Consider the following 16,568-nt stretch of genomic DNA (forward strand, 5'->3'; position numbering starts at 1 on the left):
AAAAGGTTAATATTTGAGTTATACTCCCGCGCCTGAATTGACCTGAGGTTTTCCCCTCAAATCATTTTGTATTCCTTGAGCGATATGACGCGGAAGTTGTCGGTGACGGTGTCGCGGAACTCTGGCCATTTTTCTGGCAGGGTCTTGCGGAAGAAGTCGAAAATGGCCTCTGTGAATTGGTTGAACGTTCCATAGTGCCGATTGTGGGTGACCCATTTGTGCATAACACCCCAAAGACGCTCGATCGGGTTGAGGTGCGGGGCATATGCTGGCAAGAAATGCAACTTCACCCGACGTTCTGGGCTGTCCAGCCATGGCTGTAGTATCTTGGCATGATGATAGCGGGCATTGTCGACAAAGACGTGGATGGCCGTCTTGGTTTGGTTGTTGCGTTCCAACTTTTCCAGCATCTGTCGGGTTGTCTGGGCATTGATCTTCTCGCCTTCCACAAAGGTGAACTGGAAAGTCTCAAGGTCAAGCGCGCCCTGAATGTTGAGCCGCTTGCGCCCTGATGTCGCCTTCAGGGCCGTCTTTTGTCCCTTGGGGAACCAACCATGGGCGGGGCGGCTCTGGTGTTCGGGGTGGACAGCGTCCGAAAAGACAACCATCTCATCTGCGGCCAACCCGTTCATCAGGGCCTCATATTTGGCAATAAACGCAGCCTGCTTGGCTTCATCGGCCTGTGCAGGCAGCAATTGTGGTTTCTTATACGCGAACCCCAGGCGGCGCATCAGCTTGGCGGCTCCCGACGTGCTGTAGTTTTGGTCGCACTCGGCTAGAACATAGGCACAGACCTCATCGGCATTGCGGGCAGGCTGCGCGGTGAAATGGGCTCTCACCGCCTGCTCTTGCACGACGGACAAATGACCCTGACGCTGGCTGTAGTCCTTCAGACCGAAAAACGATAGTCCCGCACCGGCAAAGGCAAATCGCCACTCCGTCAAAACTGTCGGGCCAATATCCAAAATCCGGCAAACCGTTCCGGCGTCTTCTCCTGCGTCCAAAAGAAGAAACGCGCGCGCCCGTTTCCAAACAAGGGCGTCAACTTTGCGGCGGCGGCAAAGCGCTTCAAGTGCTATGCGCTGCTCGTCGGATAAGGAGACTGTTTTGTATTGCTTGCTCATAAACTCAAAATACAGACTGAACCGCCTTTGGCCATGCGACGAAGTGAATCACAGGCCCAAAATCGTCAGGTCAATTCAGGCGCAGGAGTTTACCAGCGATTCCTGTAAAATATACTGTGGCAAAAGCAGTTTCGCAGTTAACAAAAATAATTCTCGACGCTAGATGGACTCTCCAAAAAGGAGAGTAACGATGAAAAATATCATTTTTAAATTGTCTAACGTGCATCTGCATGGTCCAGCTTTTTTGACTATCTAAGCTTGCGAAAGCAGTTCTTCGTCGATGAATTACATTGGCAAATCCCGCATGATGCTGAAGTTGAGATGGACCAATATGATAACCCGATGGCGCGCTATTCCCTCGTGTTGGACGATCAGGGTCGTGTTGTTGCCGGCGCGCGTGCCATGTCCACAACGGCCAAGTGGGGCGATCATACCTACATGCTAAAAGATGCGATGACCGGTAAGCTGGGCACGATCCCAAGTAACCTGCTGAGCGAGATCGTCGACAGCCCCAAGGTTTGGGAATGTACGCGTTTGGTAATGGCGCCTGAAATCAAATCCATGCGGGGACGGTTGCAGTGTCTGGACCTGATCGTCGGCGGGCTGATCGATATGGCCACAGCGGAGGGTGCTGAGCGGATGATGTCGTTGTCAAACCTGTGAGTTTTGCGGGCGTTGAAACGGTTAGGCTATGGCGCTGAATTTCTGGGCCAACCGTATGAGAACGAGAGTTATTGTCAAATCTGGTGTTTGAGTATTGTTGGTCATGCGGTGATCTGGTCGGGGTTTGTGGTTTCGATTCCGTCTTTGAACGTGACGCCTGTGATGACTTTTGCGAGGTAGTCAAAGCCGCGTAGCTTCCTCCAATTTTGCTCAGCACATTGCCCCAGTTTGAACATCATGTGCAGCATGCCATCGCGTGACAGGCAGCCCTTTGAACGCTTGGTACGATGCCGGATCGTCGCGAAGGCCGATTCAATTGGATTGCTAGTGCGGATGCTTTGCCAATGCTGCGCCGGGAAGTCGAAGAATGCCATGAGTTCCTCACGATCTTTTTGCAGGCATAGTGTGGCCTTGGGATATTTGGGTTCGTAGGTTTTGATGAACAGATCGAACGCCTTTTCTGCATCGACTTTGGTCTCGGCCTGCCAGATGTCGTGCAGCGCGGCCTTGGCTTTTGGCTGAGACAGCTTGGGTAAACAATTGAGCACGTTCATCGTTTTGTGTTGCCAACAGCGTTGATGGCGGGTCTCAGGATAGACTTCGTCCATGGCCGCCCAAAACCCCATGGCACCGTCCCCGATGGCCAGTTTGGGCGCATTCATGCCTCGGCTTTTGAGGTTAAGCAGAACCTCGCGCCAGCTCTGCGTGGACTCGCGCACCCCATCCTCAATTGCCAGAAATCGCTTCTTGCCACGGGCAGTTACCCCAATAATAACAAGGGCACAGAGCTTGTCATCCTCGCCCCGAAGGCCGCTGTGAACGCCGTCGGCCCAGATATAGACGATGGGCTCGTCATCTAACTCAGCGCCTTTCCAAGCCTCGTATTCATTGGCCCAATCGCGTTTTAAACGCGAAACCGTATTAGCCGATAAGCCAACGGCATCTGGGCCCAGAAGAACCTTGAGGGCGGGAGCCATCTCGCCGCTGGAGATCCCTTTGAGGTAAAGCCATGGCAAGGCCGCTTCCAGCGTCTTCGTGCGGCGCACATAGGGCGGCACCAGGGCAGACCGGAATGTCACCGGTGTGCCGTCCTTGGACCGAACCTTTGGAATGCGCACGCTCACAGGGCCAATGCCCGTTTGAAACGGGCGGGCCGGATGATGTCCATTACGCACGACTGCCGCGTGACCGGCATCGGTGCGTAAGCCGGTAAATTGCGCCAAATAACTGACAAGCTCAGCCTCAACTGCTGTCGCGATCAATTGTTGTGCTCCCGTTTTCAGCAACTCCGTCAACGCGTCCGTCATCTCGACTCGACGCGCAAAATCAACAATGTTAGTAGTTCCCATGGTGGTGTATCTCCTTTGGTTGGGCTGCTGTCTTCCAACAACAATTCAACCAGATACGCCGCTAACCTTCAAACCATTCAAACACCAGATTCAGTCATAGCTCTGAGAAGATGATGACGGCCACAAATACGCGGTTATCGGAATTCCTGCGCGACACAAACACGTCGCCAACCCTGTGCTGGAGATGAGCGCAGCGTAGCCGAGTTGCCAACCCATGGGCCATTCGGGGGCCCATGGAGGCATCTTTGCGGGTTTACGTGTCGTTGCCAAAAACGCGTGCAAAAATCGTATCGACGTGTTTGGTATGATAATCGAGGTTGAAATTGTCGTTGATCGCCTCCACGCCGAGCGCCGCAACGACCTGTTCGTCCGCCAGCAGTTCTTCGCGGAAATCTGTCCGGTCTTCCCAGACTTTCAAAGCATTACGCTGGACCATCGCATAGGCATCTTCGCGCGACGTGCCCGCCTGCGTCAGCGCCAAAAGCACGCGCTGTGACATCACAAGGCCAGGAAATTTGTTCATATTGTCGAGCATATTTTCAGGGAAAATCAGCATTTTATCGACAACACCGGTCAAGCGGTTGAGGGCGAAGTCCAGCGTGACGGTCGCGTCCGGCCCAATGCCGCGTTCGACAGAAGAATGGCTGATATCGCGTTCGTGCCACAGGGCGACGTTTTCCATTGCGGGGATCACGGTCATGCGCACAAGACGCGCCAGACCTGTAAGGTTTTCGGTCAGCACTGGGTTCTTTTTGTGCGGCATCGCCGATGAGCCTTTTTGCCCGGCTGAAAAGAACTCCGCACCTTCCAACACTTCTGTGCGCTGCATGTGACGAATTTCTGTGGACACGTTTTCAATTGAGCTGGCAATCACGCCGAGTGTGGCAAAAAACATGGCGTGGCGGTCGCGCGGGATCACTTGGGTGGAAATTGGTTCAGGCGTTAGGCCCAATTGCGCACAAACATGTTCTTCGACGCGGGGATCAATATTGGCAAACGTGCCAACTGCGCCGGACACAGCACCGGTCGAAACCTCAGCGCGGGCAGTTTTCATACGTGCAAGGTTGCGGTCCATTTCGGCGTAAAAACGCGCGAATGTCAGGCCCATGGTGGTCGGTTCGGCGTGAATGCCGTGGCTGCGACCGACACGGATGGTCATTTTATGTTCTATCGCGCGGCGTTTCAGCGCTACGAGCAGGGCTTGGATGTCCGCGATCAGAATGTCGGCGGCAAGCACCAGTTGGACGTTGAAACAGGTGTCCAACAAGTCAGAAGATGTCATGCCTTGGTGCACAAAGCGGGCTTCGTCGCTGCCGACGTGTTCGGCCAGATGGGTCAAAAACGCGATGACGTCGTGTTTTGTCACGGCTTCGATCTCGTCAATCCGTGCCACGTCGAATTCGACGTCTTTCGCTTTCCACACCGCATCCGCGTTTTCGCGCGGGATGACGCCAATGTCTGCCATGGCCTCGCAGGCATGGGCTTCGATCTCATACCAGATGCGGAACTTGGTCGCAGGTTCCCAAATGTCGGTCATGGCGGGGCGTGAATAGCGGGGGATCATGGGTTTTGGCCTTTTTGTGAGGTGCAAAAGCAGATGCAGGCGTCATAAGGGGGTGCAGCACGGGTCACAAGGGAAGGGCGGTCAGAATGGGTTGGTTATCCGCATTTATCGGGTCATATGATGTTGCGCGTGTCATTGATGACCGCAGAGCAGCCGCGCAGTCGCGATTTGAAGGGCGGGCCGTGTTGTCCCTATCGTCCAGTGGCGCGGTCTATCGTGAAACCGGCGCGTTGATCCTGAACGGTCAGCGGTTTGAGGCAGAGCGCAGTTATTTATGGCACGAAGACGGGGGGCGCATTTGGGTTCGTTTTGCCGATGGCCGTGAGTTTCATGATTTTGATCCAAAGATTGGCGGCCTGGCGAGCGCGCATTTGTGCGGGGCTGATATGTATCGCGGTGGCTATGAGTTGTCGGACTGGCCGCGTTGGAGTGTCACGTGGGACGTGAGCGGGCCGCGCAAGGACTATCGCTCGATCACAACTTATATGCCTGCCGAGTAACCTGATCGGGCTTCGCACTTGCAGAAACGGACCTACTGGGGCATTACTTATATAAATGAGGCAATCACAGGAGCCAAACACAATGGCGATGACGATGAATAACCCCGCATTGGCCGAAGTCTTTGGCCCGACCGAAGGCACAGCACTTCGGATCAAACAGGTCGTCATGGTGCTGCTTGGCATCGTTTTGTTGGCAGTGGCCGCGAAGGTTTCGATTCCGATGCTTCCAGTTCCGATCACCATGGGCACGTTTGCAGTGCTGACGGTCGGCGCCGCTTATGGCCCGCGTCTGGGTATGGCAACGATCCTTGGCTATATGATTGTCGGTCTCGCGGGCTTTGATGTTTTTGCAGGATCCTCCGCCGAGGCGTTTGGCTTTGAGTATATGATGGGCAGCACGGGCGGCTATTTGGTCGGCTACGTGTTGGCGACTTTGGCGCTTGGATTTGCGGCGCGAAAAGGCTGGGACCGGTCCATCGGGACCATGGCGCTGGCGATGTTGGTCGGCAATGCGTTGATTTACATTCCGGGTTTGTTGTGGCTGGGGTCACTTTATGGTTGGGACGAGCCGATCCTTCAGTGGGGTTTCACACCGTTCATCGTTGGTGATTTTCTGAAGTTGGGGTTGGCGGCATTACTTGTTCCAGCGATCTGGAAGCTTGTCGGTGAGGCCCGCAGCTAACACTCCCAATTCGGGTTGTTAAATTGCGAGGCGCGGAGCGATGCTCCGCGCCTCATTTTTTTGTTTGGTGTCTGTGGTGGTTTGAGCCCATCGCGGTGGCGGTGCGTTTGGCGAAGTCGACCCTCCGGGGGGGGGTATTTTTGAGACAAAGGCAGGCGAAAGAATAGCGGCAGACCGCAGGATTTAGGCGAGTTTTGTTTCAATGTGGTTGGAGCGTTCCAATGATTGATGAACTGGGCAACGGTCGGCGATTTCGAGCAAGCGGGCGCGTTGGCTGTCGTCAAGGTCGCCTTGCAACGTGATTGTTAGAACGAAGCTGTCGATCTTTGATTTGGTTTCCGTGCCCGCGTCCTGTCCGTGGACTTTGTCGTGGGTCACATCAACGCTGACCGAGGTCAGCGGCCAGCCTTTGCGGCGGGCATACATGCGGATCGTCATGGACGTACACGCGCCAAGGCCTGCAGACAGGAAGCCGTAGGGTGTCAGGCCTTTGTTGGTGCCGCCGTAAGCTGCGGGTTCATCTGCGAGCAAGTGGTGTGGCCCTGATTGCACGTCTTGCAGGAAGCCATTTGGATCCGCCTCAGAAACGCGCAATACGCCTTCGGGGGTGCCGATGGGCGGGGCAGGGCTGGGCAGGTCAATGTAGCGCTTGGCCCATGTTGCGATGACGTCGGCGGCGTATTCGGCGTCCTCTGCGCGGCTCAGCAGGTGGTCGGCACCGTCCAACGTGATGAAGCTCTTGGGATGTTTGGCAGCGAGGAAGATTTCAGACGCGTTATCGATTGAAACTGTGGCGTCGCGCGGGGCGTGGAGCACCAGAAGGGCGGCGTTAAGGGACGCGATGGCGGGGGTGAGTTTACCTTTGGCGATGTCTTGTAAGAAATCTTTGGAGATGCGGAAGGGGCGCCCACCAAGTGACACTTCGGCGACGCCGTCACGGATGATCTGCGGCAGCGCATCGGTGAAATTCTTGGTGACGTGTTCGGGGTCAAACGGCGCGCCCAAGGTCACGACCGCCTTGATGTTTTTCATCTCGGGTGCTGCTTTGAGAACGGCGGCCCCGCCTAAGCTGTGACCGACCAGAAGCGACGGGCACATGCCGCGCCGCGCGAGTTCTGCGCTGGCCGCCACGAGGTCTTGTACATTGGTGGTGAAATTCGTGTTTTCAAATTCGCCCTCCGAATGGCCCAAACCGGTGAAGTCAAACCGCAGCACAGCGATGCCCATGGACGACAGCCGCGCGGCAATGCGGCGCGCTGCGGGGATGTCTTTGGAGCAGGTGAAGCAATGGGCGAACAGGGCCGTCGCAAGGTGGGGACCTTCGGGCAGATCAAGACGGGCGGCGAGTTGCTGGCCATCTTGACCGGGGAAGGTAAAACGTTTGGTGGGCATTTTGAATCGCCTTTTGACTTGGGGTTGCAGTACAGGTGGCGCAAGGCGGATGCGCAAGCAAGGGATGTGACGCGTGCGTCACAGGAAGGTGAGTAAATGTGGTCTTGGAGTGCGCGCGGATTGGTTGTCTGTGCGGCCGTTGTATTGGCCACGTCATTCGCGGGGGAGGTGCACGGGTTAGGCGACAGTCTGGCGGTGTTTCGACCGATAGTCCTGATCGGGTGTCTTGTGGTGTTGGGCTTGGTTTGGCGCTGGCGTGGGGCGCAGGTCCTTGCAGTTCTTGCGTGTTTGGCAGCACTTTGGCATGGGGCGGGCTTTTTGCCACACGGCAACCCGCGCGATAGAGTTGACCTGACACTTTATCAAAAGAACATGCTGTTCCGGCCAAGCGATTGCACTTTGCAGATGGCTGATCTGCGTCAGGCCAACGCCGATGTTGTGACCTTGCAAGAAGTCAGCCGCGTCAACTTGGCGATGTTGGACAACATCAGCGACCTGTATCCCTATCAGCTGGTGTGCGACGCCCATTCGGTTGGCAAAGTTGCCGTTCTGTCGCGTACGCCATTGTTGCACGAAACCTGTGCCCGTGCGCCCGGTATGGCGTCGGCTGTCACGGATGTGCGCGGGATTTTGGTGCAAGTCGTATCGGTGCACATATATTGGCCTTGGCTGCATTCGCAACAAGACCATGCCACTGCTTTGATTAAAGAAATATCGCAATTGGAGGGCGGTGTGACTGTCATCGGCGGCGATTTCAATATGGTTGCGTCGGGGCGAACTTTGGCATGGTTTGAACAGGCCACTGCGACTGCGCGGGTCGGTCGGTTGGTGCGCGCGTTTGATCTGTTCGGTTATCCATTGGGCATCGATCATGTGTTGGCGACAGATGGTGCGGGGACGTTATCGGTCCGGCCACAATTGGGGTCAGATCACTTTGGCTTGGTCGCGTCGGTCGCGTTTCCCTAGCGCCCCGTCTTATCGGCCCATAAGTGCATCGTCATGGGGATATGTCGTCAAGTTTTCGAACCCGTCTTCGGTGATCAGCACTTGGTCTTCGAGTTTGATTGAAAAATCGCCGCCCTCTTCGCCGAGCAAAGCCTCAACGCACAAAACCATGCCCGCTTTGAGCTCGTGATCAAACGCGCCGTCGACCATGCTGTCGGGATAGGCGACCAGTGGCCATTCATCGCACAGGCCAACGCCGTGCATTAGGCAGCCGTATTTTTGTTTTTGATATTTGGCGTCCAGCACATGGGTGTTGCGGCTGAGGTCCTGGATATTCACGCCCGGCTTGAGCATTTGCATATTGGTCTCAATATGTTCGACACCGTGCTTCATCGCCTCAACCATATCGGGGCGGGGTTTTTCATCGCCGATCCACCACGTGCGTGAGATGTCGATACAAATGCCGTAGCTGCCAATCAGATCTGTATCAAACGCGAGGATTTCGTTCGGCTGGGTGATTCGTGGTCCACATTCCTGGAACCACGGGTTCGTGCGCGGGCCGGACGCCAGCAGACGGGTTTCGATCCATTCGCCGCCGCGTTTGATATTTTCGCCGTGGAGCACCGACCAGATATCGTCCTCGGATGTGATGCCATTGCCGGACCTATTGCGGGCGAAATCCTCCATAACTTTGACGGCGGTTTCGCAGGCGTGATTGGCGCAGCGCATGGCAAGAATTTCGTCGACGCCTTTGATGGAGCGTGCGTGTTCGGTGACTTCTTCGCCTTCCATCACCTCAAATCCGCGGGCTTCTAGTGCGCGAAGTCCGTCGACCATGATCTTGTCCACCGCGAGGCGGGTGTTTGTCCCTGCATGTTCGCCCATGATGTCTTTAACCTCATCCGCGAAGGTAGATGCGGCCTGTAAGCCTTTGTTACCGTTTGAGAAATAGAACATCGATGCACCGCTGCGCCGTTCGCGCACAAGCGGGTTAAACGCGCTCAGGAATGGCGAAATTTTGTAGTCCCAGATAACCATGTATCCATCGGCACACAGCAGCACCGCACGAAACGGATTGTGGGTGTTCCACAATTGCATATTGGTGCTGTCGGTAGCGTATCGAATGTTGAGCGGGTCAAACATCAGCAAGCCGCCATACCCGCGATCAACAATGTGTTGTGTCAGGCGTTGCCAGCGGTATTCGCGCATGTTCTGCAAGTTCGGCAAAACCAGACCCGCAGTATCCCATTCACCAAACGCCAGCTGCGTCGGCCCGATTTCAACGCGGTCGTTGTCATTTGGGCTACCGTCCCCCAAAACAGAGCCCTTGGACGGGTCGATTTTACGGGTATCGCGATAATGGGTGTTCATGGCTTGCCTCCACTGGGTATGATCAACGTGACGGGGCAATTTTCGTCTGTCAGGTCAAATAGCGACACGAACAGGCGGCGCAAATGAACGATAGTCGGACCCCGATATTGCAGGATAAATTGCCACGTGGTCAGGCCGATGTAGCCGCTGCGCGCCTGCCGTCAATGCGCCCTGTCGTGGGCCAGTGGCTGACGTTTGATGGCGCTTATGGTGCACAGATGGGGGAACGGCGCCGACTTTTGCAGAGCTGTGAGGCGGATGTTTATGCGCAGACGCCGGATGGTTTGGCGGCTGCGTGCGGATTTGTTGTGGCCGCATTAGACGCTTTGCCGGACGGGTTTGTGCGGACGGGCGATCATGTGCGCTGTCAGGATGGGCACGAGGTGACGATAGACTGGCGTGCGCCGCTTCGATCTATCGGCGCGGTTTTGCAGCAAGACGTCTGTATCTTGGAGCGGCGCGGTGATGAGCATGTCTTGAGCGGGGCCGTGTTGTGTTTTCCGGCAAGTTGGACGTTGGCGCAAAAGATCGGCAAGCCACTGATCGCAATTCATGATCCAGTGGTGGACTATGACAGTGCCATCGCGACGCGGGTTCAGCGTTTATTTGATGGGGTGCAGGAGGGGCGTCCGATGTGGCGGGCAAATTTACTGCGCTATAATGAGGCCGATTTGCATCAGCCGAGGCTGGAAAACGATCCGCGCCCCGTCGGGCAGCCGGATGCGCCGTATCTGCGCAGCGAACGGCAAACGATCTTGCGACTGCCGCAGCCTGATGCTGTGGCGTTTGTCATTCACACTACTATGGTGGCGGCAGACGTCCCCTAGGCGTGTGTTTAGAGGATCAGGGTAAGAAGAGCGACCATGGCGACGCCCGCGAGCGCGAAGCTGCGGGGTTTGGTGGCGACACCCCAACGCAATGGATCGGACACCATGGCCCCAATGCTGCGCACGGGTGCGCCGTATTGATGTGCGTCATTCGACATCCCACGGGTTTGCCACGCGGTCGACATCGCTCGTCCGCATTGGTGCGGAGCAGAGGCCGGACGATCCGTGATCTGATGCGCACCAAAACGTGGCGTAGGGGTTTCGCGGGGGGCCACTTTGGGCGCAAGGGAAAAATCTGTGTTGGTCATATCTCGATATTGACCAATCAATTCGTCAACAACACGTAACTGATCGGTCAATCTCGGGCGTTTGTTGCGTCCATTGTGTGGCGGGTTGACCAAGTGGGCCTGGGACATCAAAAAAGGCGCCCCGCGGGGGACGCCTTCACATTGATAGCAGACTCTAAACCCAAAGGGTCCTAGCAGCTGTAATACAATTTGAATTCAACAGGGTGTGGGGTGTGTTCGTATTCGTAGACTTCCTCCCACTTGAGGTCCATGTATCCTTGCAACTGGCCTTTGGTGAACACATCGCTTTGCAGCAAGAAGTCCATGTCTTTTTCCAACTCTTCCAGCGCTTCACGTAAGGATCCGCAGACCGTTGGGATTTCAGCCAATTCTTCTGGCGGCAGATCATAGAGGTCTTTGTCGGATGCAGGACCGGGATCGATCTTGTTTTTGATCCCGTCAAGACCGGCCATCAACAGCGCTGCAAAGCAAAGGTATGGGTTGGCGGCGGGGTCAGGGAAACGGGCCTCAACGCGCTTGGCTTTGGGGGATTCTGTCCACGGGATCCGCACGCAACCAGAGCGGTTGGAGGCGGAATAGGCGCGCAGAACTGGGGCCTCAAAGCCCGGGATCAGCCGCTTATAGGAGTTGGTGGACGGGTTCGTGATCGCGTTCAAAGCTTTGGCGTGTGTCAGGATTCCGCCAATGAAATACAGCGCTTCTTGTGACAGGTCGGCGTATTTGTCGCCTGCAAACAAAGGCTTGCCGTCTTTCCAGATCGACATGTTTACGTGCATGCCCGTGCCGTTGTCGCCCGCGATGGGCTTAGGCATGAATGTTGCGGTCTTGCCGTAAGCCTGTGCGACGTTGTGCACGACGTATTTGTACTTTTGCAGCTCATCGGCTTGTGTCGTCAACGTGCCGAAGATCAGGCCGAGTTCGTGCTGACAGGACGCCACTTCGTGGTGGTGCTTATCGACTTTCATGCCCATGCGCTTCATCGTCGACAGCATCTCAGAACGGATGTCTTGCGCGTCATCGATTGGGTTCACAGGGAAATAGCCGCCTTTGACACCGGGACGGTGGCCTGTGTTGCCCATTTCGTACTGCGTATCCGTGTTCCAGGATGCGTCGATTGCATCAACTTGGTAGGACACTTTGTTGATGCCGACTTGGTAGCGGACATCGTCAAACAGGAAGAATTCAGCCTCGGGACCCCAAAAAGATGTGTCGCCGATACCCGTGGATTTCAAATATGCCTCAGCACGTTCGGCGGTTCCGCGTGGGTCGCGGTCGTAGCCTTCGCCGGTGTCTGGTTCGACCACAGAGCAGTGAATGCACAGCGTTTTTTCAGCGTAAAACGGGTCAATGTAGGCGCTATCGACATCCAGCATCAGCTTCATGTCGGATTTATCGATAGATTTCCAACCAGCGATGGAGGATCCGTCGAACATGAAGCCTTCTTCAAGGAAGTCTTCGTCAACTTGATCTGACATCAAGGTCACGTGCTGCAGCTTGCCGCGCGGGTCGGTGAAACGGACGTCGACATAATCGATGTCTTCGTCTTTGATCATTTTGACAATATCTTTGTTGGTCATATCAGCGGTCTTTCGTTTGATAGGTTTGATGTAGGGCTGAAAGTACTGCGCGCTGGGTGGCAGCGCTCAATATTTATAAAGCTTCGTCGCCTTCTTCGCCGGTGCGAATGCGGATCGCCTGGCTCACGTCAGAGACAAAAATCTTTCCATCACCGATTTTGTCGGTTTTGGCAGCTGCGATGATGGCTTGAATGGCGCCATCGACTTGATCGTCGGCCAAAACGACCTCGATCTTAACTTTTGGAAGGAAATCCACAACATATTCAGCGCCGCGGTACAATTCGGTGTGGCCTTTCTGGCGGCCAAACCCTTTGACTTCCACGACGCTTAGGCCTTGGATGCCCGCGTCTTGCAGCGCTTCTTTTACTTCGTCAAGCTTGAACGGTTTGATGATCGCTTCGATCTTTTTCATGGCTGCGACTCCCCTGCCTTGCGTCTTCAGGTTGGGAGAGACCACGTCTGTCTCTTGCTCACAATTCGAGAGGGCGGGGCGGCTCCCGTGTCAGACGGGTTTCCCGCAGGTGTGCACAAAAATTAAGCAGAGTGACGCAATTATGGTCGGAAATGAATCGCATTGATCCCCGCGCCCAACAGGATGGTTTTCCGATGATCGTCATTTCACGAATATTTCAGGGTCCGAAGGGCGTGCCAACGCGACGGTGGCGTCCCAAATGCAAAACGCAGCCCTGAGAGACTGCGTTTCATTCGTTTCTGATTTGGCGACAAGATCGCGCGGGAAGCCATAAGCGCGACTTAACGCGCATATAGAGAACGCGCATATAGAGGACGTTTCGGTCCGCTTACACGGCAGTACTGGCCACTTCGAGGCCGTCTGCATAAACTATGTGCTGAAGGTCAAAGATCAGTTCATAAACGGTTATTGTTCTGGCAGCGATTTTGGACACGAATTCACCGTCAATCAGGCGTTTCGCCTTTACTGTTGCGACATCAGCGCCAAACAAAGCTTTGGCGCGCCAGTCGCGAATGTGAACCAGCGTGTCGGGGCCCATGATCATATCGGACTGTGGTCGTGTATGGCCAAGCGAACCAGCCTTGATTTTGATAGCTGCAACCCGGACTTGTGAGATGCGGATGTCGCGCAGGATCGCCATGCCGCTGTCACGGGTGATGATCCGGTCGACGGCATTCAAATGCTCGACAGGAAGGTCGCCGTCCAGTGTTATCACTGTGGTCCCTGTCGCGAGCCCGCAGACATTGGCGGGTTTTACCGCGCTGCATTCTTTGAAATCTCGCGTCATTTCCATGTGCATGGCGTTACTCGCTCTAATCATTAAACCACTACCTCAGTCTTTTGACCTGAAATATGGCAACAAAAAGTTACTGGTGCGGCAATAATCGCGCAATTCCGCATGACGACCCAAAAGTGAGTCTTTTTCGTCACGGCAAGGGTTCAATCTATAGTGATCGCCAAAGCCCTGAATAATAACGTCAGATCATGTCAAATGGCTTGCGTTTTTCTCTCGCATCCCTGCCGACACTTTGCTAGGAAGCGCGCAACTTAGGGGGAGGGCATCGTCGTCCCCTTAAATATATGCGGGTGTGGCGGAATTGGTAGACGCACTTGGTTTAGGTCCAAGCGCCGCAAGGCGTGGGGGTTCGAGTCCCTTCACCCGCACCACGATATTTTTGGCCCTTCGGCCTGTGAGACAAAGAAAAGGACGATACCATGACGGTCAAAGAGACCCTGAACGACGGCCTCAAGCGCGGCTATGAGATCAAAATCACGGCTGCCGAACTGGACGCAAAAGTCCTAGAGAAGCTCAAAGAGGCACAGCCTGAAGTCGAGATGAAGGGATTCCGTAAGGGTAAGGTCCCGATGGCAATGATGAAAAAGCAGTTTGGCCCCAAGGTTCTGGGCGAAGCAATGCAGGAATCCGTCGACGGTGCCATGAACACGCATTTGGAAACGTCCGGCGATCGCCCCGCGATGCAGCCTGAGATGAAGATGGCCAACGATGAGTGGAAAGAAGGCGACGATGTTGTCGTTAACGTGTCCTACGAAGCACTGCCCGTTGTTCCTGAGGTCGATTTCAGCAAGATCAAGCTCGAAAAGCTGGTTGTGAAAGCCGACGACGAGTCGGTGCAAGAAGCGCTGACGTCACTCGCCGAGACGGCAAAGAACTTTGATGACCGCAAGACGGGCTCAAAGGCCAAAGACGGCGACCAAGTGATTTTTGACTTCCTTGGTAAAGTTGATGGCGAACCGTTTGAAGGCGGCGCTGCAGAGGGTCACGCCCTTGAGCTCGGGTCCGGTCAATTCATCCCAGGTTTTGAAGAAGGTCTGATTGGCGTCAAAGCTGGCGAAGACAAGAACGTGGAAGTCACATTCCCAGCTGATTACAATGCTGAGCACCTTGCAGGCAAAGTTGCTGTGTTTGAGTGCAAAATCCTGAACGTTAAAGAACCCAAGACATCCGAGATTGACGATGAGATGGCTAAGCAGTTTGGCGCAGAAGACCTTGCAGGTCTGAAGGGTCAGATCACGTCAAAGCTGGAAGAAGAGTACGCAGGTGCGGCACGTGCAGTCACAAAGCGCGCGCTTCTTGATGAATTGGACAAGATGGTTTCGTTCGAGCTGCCACCGTCCTTGGTTGAGGCCGAAGCAGGCCAGATCGCACATCAGCTGTGGCACGAAGACAACCCAGAGGTTGAAGGCCACGATCACCCTGAGATCGAGACCACCGAAGAGCACACCAAACTTGCAGATCGCCGCGTAAAGCTCGGTTTGCTACTGGCTGAAATCGGTCAAAAAGCCGAAATTCATGTGTCTGATGCTGAATTCACCCAAGCGGTGATGAACCAAGCCCGTCAGTACGGCGACCAAGCGCGCCAGTTCTTTGAATTTGTGCAGAAGAACCCACAGATGCAGCAGCAGATCCGCGCACCTTTGTTTGAAGACAAAGTTGTGGATCACATCGTTGAAGCCGCTGCTATGAAAGAAAAAGAAGTGTCTAAGGACGATCTGCAAAAGGCTGTTGAGGCGCTCGAAGAAGAGTAAGCTTCACAGCAGTGCGAAATTCAGGCCGCTTCCCGTTCAGGGGAGCGGCCTTTTTCGTGCGCTTCCCTTATCACAAAGCGAAGGTCCGGAATACCTGACCAAATGTACAAAAATTTTGACTATCCAGATGCGCTGTTTCTCGCTTAGCCTAACGTCGGATGAAACGGATGATATTGGTGATAGTTATGAGTAAGCTTATTTTGACTGTATTGGCGATGTTAGGTCTTGCAGGCGCTGCGCAAGCCTGCCCGAATTGGAACCTAAACCCATCCTACGGCAGTTTTAACTTGAGTACGGGACAGATGCGATCCCCTCAAACCTTGTCCTTGCTGGCTGGGGGCGATAATTACATATGGAACTGTCAGAATGTGAACCCGCAGACCGACGTTGGTGCTGGTTATTTCACGTCACAGCCGGACGCGCGGTTTTTCATCAGCGGGATCGAAGGCCGCCGACTGATCATTTCTGTGCGCAGCAATTGCGACTTTGCGCTGCTGATCAACACCGGCACAGCGACATGGTACTATGACGACGATGATGCAGGCAATCTGGATCCGCAGATCGTGCTTACCCGCCCGCGTAGCGGCCAGATTGATGTTTGGGTTGGGACCTACGACGGTGCGACTTGTGATGCGGTCCTGTCATTGCAAGCCCGCTAAGGTTATGTCCGAACGCTGAACGTGAGGCCCGCACTGGAATCATCCGGTGCGGCTTTTTTGCGTCGCTTTTGACTAGTCGATGCCGCTGGCATCGAAGGAAGGGGGAGGCCGCGCTAAAGATACAAGTTTACTTTCCACAAACGGGATTAAAGCCACCGGCTTCCAGCCGGTCCGCTTTAGCGTAATGTACTATAATCTTCCCTCTCATTTTTAAGACCCCGCGAAGCGGTAAGGGTCTTAAAAATGAGAGGGAAGATTATGATCTATTCCACAGGAAGCCATACCAAATTTTATCACCGATTTCACGTCGTCTGGACAACAAAATACCGATACAAAGTTATGCGCGGTGAAATGCGTGAGCGTATCCGTGAAATCATTATCCAAACATGCCAAGAACTTGGCGTGCATATTGAGACGGGCGTATTGTCGACCGATCACGTCCACATGTTCATATCGGTCCCGCCTCAGATAGCTTTGTCAAAGGTGATGATGCGGATCAAGGGACGCTCGTCTTATACCAGCGGCCAGAATATCTGACTCATTTTTTTGGTTTTAATTTTTGGTAAACTCTGAATCAATGACCTCCAT

General features: G+C 54.7%; 16 protein-coding genes, 1 tRNA gene and 1 pseudogene. 9 read left to right on the forward strand and 9 right to left on the reverse strand.

Annotated features, from left to right (window positions below; all coding sequences use genetic code 11):
* Window positions 1-56: 56 nt before the first annotated feature.
* Complete coding sequence (locus OA238_RS05735; protein WP_015494455.1) at window positions 57-1,124, reverse strand: IS630 family transposase; 1,068 nt, start codon at window positions 1,122-1,124, stop codon at window positions 57-59.
* Between the two features lie 258 nt (window positions 1,125-1,382).
* Here OA238_RS05735 and OA238_RS05740 point away from each other — a divergent pair, with 258 nt between their 5' ends.
* Entirely contained in the window at window positions 1,383-1,787 is a 405-nt protein-coding gene (locus OA238_RS05740; RefSeq protein WP_051076398.1) for an acyl-homoserine-lactone synthase, read from the forward strand.
* A 101-nt stretch (window positions 1,788-1,888) separates the two neighbouring features.
* Here the strand turns inward: OA238_RS05740 and OA238_RS05745 are convergent, their stop codons facing one another.
* Together OA238_RS05745 and purB are read right to left on the reverse strand one after the other, a co-directional pair.
* Window positions 1,889-3,136, reverse strand: coding sequence for an IS256-like element ISOan6 family transposase (locus OA238_RS05745; RefSeq protein WP_015494456.1), 1,248 nt, complete (start codon window positions 3,134-3,136; stop codon window positions 1,889-1,891).
* A 253-nt stretch (window positions 3,137-3,389) separates the two neighbouring features.
* The gene (gene purB, locus OA238_RS05750) at window positions 3,390-4,700 is read right to left on the reverse strand and encodes an adenylosuccinate lyase (RefSeq protein WP_015494457.1); all 1,311 of its coding nucleotides are present in this window, start codon (window positions 4,698-4,700) and stop codon (window positions 3,390-3,392) included.
* 86 nt (window positions 4,701-4,786) lie between these two features.
* On the opposite strand from purB, the gene OA238_RS05755 reads away from it, so the two are divergent.
* Window positions 4,787-5,200 carry a DUF6314 family protein gene (locus OA238_RS05755; RefSeq protein WP_015494458.1) on the forward strand — a complete coding sequence of 138 codons (414 nt, stop codon included), beginning with the start codon at window positions 4,787-4,789 and terminating at the stop codon, window positions 5,198-5,200.
* A gap of 82 nt (window positions 5,201-5,282) precedes the next feature.
* A complete protein-coding gene (locus tag OA238_RS05760) occupies window positions 5,283-5,882 on the forward strand; it encodes a biotin transporter BioY (protein WP_015494459.1) in 600 nt (199 codons plus the stop codon).
* A gap of 183 nt (window positions 5,883-6,065) precedes the next feature.
* Here the strand turns inward: OA238_RS05760 and OA238_RS05765 are convergent, their stop codons facing one another.
* Window positions 6,066-7,274 (reverse strand): bifunctional alpha/beta hydrolase/OsmC family protein, encoded by a 1,209-nt coding sequence (locus tag OA238_RS05765; RefSeq protein ID WP_015494460.1) that lies wholly within the window; start codon window positions 7,272-7,274, stop codon window positions 6,066-6,068.
* Between the two features lie 96 nt (window positions 7,275-7,370).
* On the opposite strand from OA238_RS05765, the gene OA238_RS05770 reads away from it, so the two are divergent.
* Complete coding sequence (locus tag OA238_RS05770) at window positions 7,371-8,240, forward strand: endonuclease/exonuclease/phosphatase family protein (RefSeq protein ID WP_015494461.1); 870 nt, start codon at window positions 7,371-7,373, stop codon at window positions 8,238-8,240.
* A gap of 9 nt (window positions 8,241-8,249) precedes the next feature.
* On the opposite strand, the gene dddP is transcribed toward OA238_RS05770, so the two are convergent.
* Entirely contained in the window at window positions 8,250-9,590 is a 1,341-nt protein-coding gene (dddP, locus tag OA238_RS05775; RefSeq protein WP_015494462.1) for a dimethylsulfonioproprionate lyase DddP, read from the reverse strand.
* An 83-nt stretch (window positions 9,591-9,673) separates the two neighbouring features.
* Between dddP and OA238_RS05780 the strand changes: the two genes are divergently transcribed.
* Window positions 9,674-10,417: a heme-dependent oxidative N-demethylase family protein gene (locus tag OA238_RS05780; RefSeq protein ID WP_015494463.1), complete on the forward strand. Its 744-nt coding sequence runs from the start codon at window positions 9,674-9,676 to the stop codon at window positions 10,415-10,417.
* Window positions 10,418-10,425: 8 nt separating this feature from the next.
* On the opposite strand, the gene OA238_RS05785 is transcribed toward OA238_RS05780, so the two are convergent.
* The 4 genes from OA238_RS05785 to OA238_RS05800 form a co-directional block, all read right to left on the reverse strand.
* On the reverse strand, window positions 10,426-10,833 hold the full coding sequence (locus OA238_RS05785) for a hypothetical protein (RefSeq protein WP_044036391.1): 408 nt from the start codon (window positions 10,831-10,833) through the stop codon (window positions 10,426-10,428).
* 62 nt (window positions 10,834-10,895) lie between these two features.
* Complete coding sequence (glnA, locus tag OA238_RS05790) at window positions 10,896-12,302, reverse strand: type I glutamate--ammonia ligase (protein WP_015494464.1); 1,407 nt, start codon at window positions 12,300-12,302, stop codon at window positions 10,896-10,898.
* Window positions 12,303-12,375: 73 nt separating this feature from the next.
* On the reverse strand, window positions 12,376-12,714 hold the full coding sequence (locus OA238_RS05795; RefSeq protein WP_015494465.1) for a P-II family nitrogen regulator: 339 nt from the start codon (window positions 12,712-12,714) through the stop codon (window positions 12,376-12,378).
* A 388-nt stretch (window positions 12,715-13,102) separates the two neighbouring features.
* Window positions 13,103-13,567: a Hint domain-containing protein gene (locus tag OA238_RS05800; protein ID WP_051076399.1), complete on the reverse strand. Its 465-nt coding sequence runs from the start codon at window positions 13,565-13,567 to the stop codon at window positions 13,103-13,105.
* Between the two features lie 289 nt (window positions 13,568-13,856).
* Here OA238_RS05800 and OA238_RS05805 point away from each other — a divergent pair.
* The 4 genes and pseudogenes from OA238_RS05805 to tnpA all read left to right on the forward strand — a co-directional run.
* A tRNA-Leu gene (locus tag OA238_RS05805) sits at window positions 13,857-13,941 on the forward strand.
* A gap of 48 nt (window positions 13,942-13,989) precedes the next feature.
* Window positions 13,990-15,321, forward strand: a complete 1,332-nt coding sequence (tig, locus tag OA238_RS05810) for a trigger factor (protein WP_015494467.1) — start codon at window positions 13,990-13,992, stop codon at window positions 15,319-15,321.
* Window positions 15,322-15,506: 185 nt separating this feature from the next.
* Window positions 15,507-15,980: a hypothetical protein gene (locus OA238_RS05815; RefSeq protein ID WP_015494468.1), complete on the forward strand. Its 474-nt coding sequence runs from the start codon at window positions 15,507-15,509 to the stop codon at window positions 15,978-15,980.
* A gap of 258 nt (window positions 15,981-16,238) precedes the next feature.
* Window positions 16,239-16,496, forward strand: a pseudogene (gene tnpA, locus OA238_RS05820) (IS200/IS605 family transposase); the annotation flags it as partial.
* Window positions 16,497-16,568 lie beyond the last annotated feature (72 nt).

The organism is Octadecabacter arcticus 238 (genome assembly GCF_000155735.2).
Classification (GTDB): Bacteria; Pseudomonadota; Alphaproteobacteria; order Rhodobacterales; family Rhodobacteraceae; genus Octadecabacter; species Octadecabacter arcticus.